This window comes from Carboxylicivirga linearis (assembly GCF_018271995.1).
Taxonomy (GTDB): Bacteria; Bacteroidota; Bacteroidia; order Bacteroidales; family Marinilabiliaceae; genus Carboxylicivirga; species Carboxylicivirga linearis.
The window spans coordinates 1-3,143 of record NZ_JAGUCO010000062.1; the positions used below are offsets into that span (position 1 = coordinate 1).

The following is a 3,143-nucleotide window of genomic DNA, read 5'->3' on the forward strand; positions in this document are numbered from 1 at the left end:
ATAATAATAACGTTTTTGTGTTATATAAAGGTGTATTATTATGTATTAGAGGTGTTTATTTAGATAAAGTGTTTAAAAACATCCCAACTTGGGATGAGGTTGGGAAAAACATTCAAATCTGTTTTTAACCTTTGGATATTTTTTAACCAAATACTATCATTATGACACTTAAGACTGAACGAGATTTCAATTATGGTCGTGAGAAGTTATATCGCGAACAAATCGTCACTACAACAGATCTTGTTGAATTTAAAAAAGACCTTCTGCAGGAACTTTCCAAAATCTTAGTTGAAAACTTCAAACCGGGTGCTAAAAAATGGCTAAAAAGTGCCGAAGTAAGAAAGCTTTTAAAGATTTCGCCGGGAACACTTCAGAGCATGCGTATTAACGGACAACTCCCTTTTACAAAGGTGGGAGGAATGATCTTCTATGAATACCAGGACATACAGAAGATGTTTAATCGCAATAAAGTAGAAGTCAATTCAAGATTGGATTGATGAATTATATCCGACATCTCAATGCAGTATTTCAAAAGTTTGCAGAGGATGTACAGATAGTACCCAGGCATATCAGTTTGTATATGGCTCTTTTCCAGCTTTGGAACCGGCTGAAGTTCGCAGACAAGATTGCACTGTCACGGGCAGAAACCATGTTATTGGCAAAGATCGGATCGGTAAATACCTATATTCGAACACTAAAAGAGCTGCATGCCTGGGGATATATCTGTTATTATCCTTCGCATAATCCATTGTGTGGATCTTCGGTTACTATTATCACTTTTGATACAAGCACTGGTTATACCAGTGATGCAACTACTGATAACACTCTCTTTATTAATAGATATATAAATAATAATAAACAATTAAAAACAGTTAGAGAGCGCGCGCCCGAAGAACAGAAAGTTGATTTGAAATTACCAACTGAGAACTCGGATGCTACTATTTCGAAAAAGCGTTTTATCAAACCAAGCCTTGAAGAAATCAAAGTCTATTTTCAGGAGCGAAAAGCCGACATAACAGAAGGGGACCGTTTTTTTAATCATTTTGAGTCGAATGGCTGGAAGGTAGGAGGTAAGAGTCCCATGAAAGACTGGAAGGCAGCAGTTAGAAACTGGATCCTGAATATAGAACGATATAGCACAAAAAGGAACAATTACCGAGATGAAAACTATTTGTCTGCCCCCAACGTAAAAAATTATGAAGAACCACTCTGAAGCTATCTGCTGGGAAAAAAACGGATGGATGAACTATAGCTTTCCAGCTTGTTTGCAATGGTTAGATCACACTGGTAAGAAGCGTTTTGGTGAAAAGTTCAGGATTTATGAGGAAGATCATCCCTTACTATACAAATTATTGGTATATGCCATTAGTGATAAGGAAAATATAAGAAGATTGGGTATGCATGCCAATAAAGGCATTTTATTGAGTGGACCTGTAGGTTGCGGAAAAACCACCCTGATGGCACTGGTCTCACAGTTTTGTTCAAAAGAAAAGCAGTATAACCTTATTTCAGCACGTGAGTTAACCATTCGCTTTGCCCGTGAAGGATATGGCACTATTGATCGTTACAGTACTCAATCCTATCGATTTAGTAATGTTGGTTATCAACCGGTTGTTTATTGTTTTGACGATCTGGGAACTGATCGACCTATTCAATACTTCGGAAATGAATGCAATGTGGTGGGAGAGATCTTACTGGGAAGATATGATCACTTTGTCAAAAATGGAATGCTTACCCATGCAACAACCAATTTATCTGCCTCTGAACTGGAGAAGCTCTATGGTAATCGGTTACGTAGCAGGATGCGTGAGATGTTTAACCTGGTTTCCTTTTCTGAAAATTCGCTTGATAAAAGATAATATTTTCACAAAAGAATACTTCCTATTTTTGCATTATGAATAAAGTGAAGAAAGATATAAGTGAACTGATTAAAGAACATATTCATTCGCTTAATACAGAGGCAGAAATCATACTTTTGTTTCCGCAGGGTAAAAAGATTCATGAAGAATTACAAATCTTTGTTTTTCTGCCCCATAAAGTCAGTTATTCAGATGAAAAGCAATACCTGGATTCTCGGTATAAAGTAGAACTGGAATCTCACCAGTCAGTATCCATTTATATCTATTACAAAGAAAACTGGCATAAGCTGTTTAAAAATACTCCTATCTATCAGAAAGTGCAGAGTGAAGGAATAACATTATAAGACCTTCTTTCGGCACATTGGATAAACAAATCTTTATAAGATACAAATCATTATAAGGCAGTTAATGTTTACCCAATAAGCCGTTCGCGCTTTCGCTTCTTAGTGGCCTTACAGAACAATTCAGCCATGACATCCTTGCCCGGAGCCCATCCAAGCCGTTGATGCCATGGCTTCCTGTTCAGAAAGGCTTTTTTTATCAGGTATTGGATTATGTATGTAAACTTTTCAGGGTTGGCTTTTCAGTTACGCCTAAGCCAAGGTATATGCAGTCTGTCAGGAGACAAAAGAGTTCGGCATAAACCCACGTCGGATGAGCATTGAATCGGTCAGTTGACCAAAATACATGTGCTTTTATTACAATTAATCCTGTATCTGATTTATTGATATCAGGTGGTAATAGCACAAGCATTTTGATGTCAAAGAAGTAATGCCCATCCGATTATGGCCTGCCCGCAGGCTATTTATTCCGCTTCCTTTTGCACTCCTGACAACACTGCTATGACAGGTTGTTTACGCGAACAAAAAAGCCCCAATGTGTTTCTTTATTGCAATTGATAGAAAATAATGTTAAACAAAACCAGTACCTACCCAATGCAGAAATGGGAAAAATCAAAACCAATAGAATGCATTCATATGCAATCAAAATCAATCATATAGAAATGAAAAGTATGGAATAAGAGAATTAGCAATCGATTATAGTACAGCAAAATACCTTATAAAAAATAATCTATACCAACCCGGGATCAGGTTGGGAAGAATATCCGATTAAGCAACAGAACTTTGAGGTAACAAAAAACTCAAAGTATGTTCGGACTCGAAGAAATTACATACCGTCAATTTGCAGGAGCACTGATAACGTTAGTTTGCATATACTACTTTCTTGTGTTTCTGTATCTGTTTGTGAAAGCAAGATTCAAAAGCAAACCTGAGATCTTTGAAT

The 3,143-nt window shown here is 36.9% G+C and carries 4 protein-coding genes; all 4 read left to right on the forward strand.

Annotated elements, in window-relative coordinates:
* Positions 1-161 precede the first annotated feature (161 nt).
* The 4 genes from KEM10_RS23420 to KEM10_RS23435 are packed head-to-tail and all read left to right on the forward strand — an operon-like array spanning position 162 to position 2,203.
* Positions 162-497, forward strand: a complete 336-nt coding sequence (locus tag KEM10_RS23420; protein WP_212220692.1) for a helix-turn-helix domain-containing protein — start codon at positions 162-164, stop codon at positions 495-497.
* Positions 497-1,213 (forward strand): hypothetical protein, encoded by a 717-nt coding sequence (locus KEM10_RS23425; protein WP_212220694.1) that lies wholly within the window; start codon positions 497-499, stop codon positions 1,211-1,213. The genes KEM10_RS23420 and KEM10_RS23425 overlap by 1 nt, the downstream gene beginning before the upstream one ends.
* Positions 1,197-1,859, forward strand: coding sequence for an AAA family ATPase (locus KEM10_RS23430; protein ID WP_212220697.1), 663 nt, complete (start codon positions 1,197-1,199; stop codon positions 1,857-1,859). Before KEM10_RS23425 ends, KEM10_RS23430 begins: the two co-directional genes overlap by 17 nt.
* A gap of 35 nt (positions 1,860-1,894) precedes the next feature.
* Positions 1,895-2,203 (forward strand): hypothetical protein, encoded by a 309-nt coding sequence (locus KEM10_RS23435; protein ID WP_212220700.1) that lies wholly within the window; start codon positions 1,895-1,897, stop codon positions 2,201-2,203.
* Positions 2,204-3,143 lie beyond the last annotated feature (940 nt).

Bases quoted from the DNA above. Each gene is read 5' to 3' on its own strand.
- KEM10_RS23425 (WP_212220694.1), top strand. From the start codon at position 497: ATGAATTATATCCGACATCTCAATGCAGTATTTCAAAAGTTTGCAGAG.
- KEM10_RS23430 (WP_212220697.1), top strand. From the start codon at position 1,197: ATGAAGAACCACTCTGAAGCTATCTGCTGGGAAAAAAACGGATGGATG.
- KEM10_RS23420 (WP_212220692.1), top strand. From the start codon at position 162: ATGACACTTAAGACTGAACGAGATTTCAATTATGGTCGTGAGAAGTTA.
- KEM10_RS23435 (WP_212220700.1), top strand. From the start codon at position 1,895: ATGAATAAAGTGAAGAAAGATATAAGTGAACTGATTAAAGAACATATT.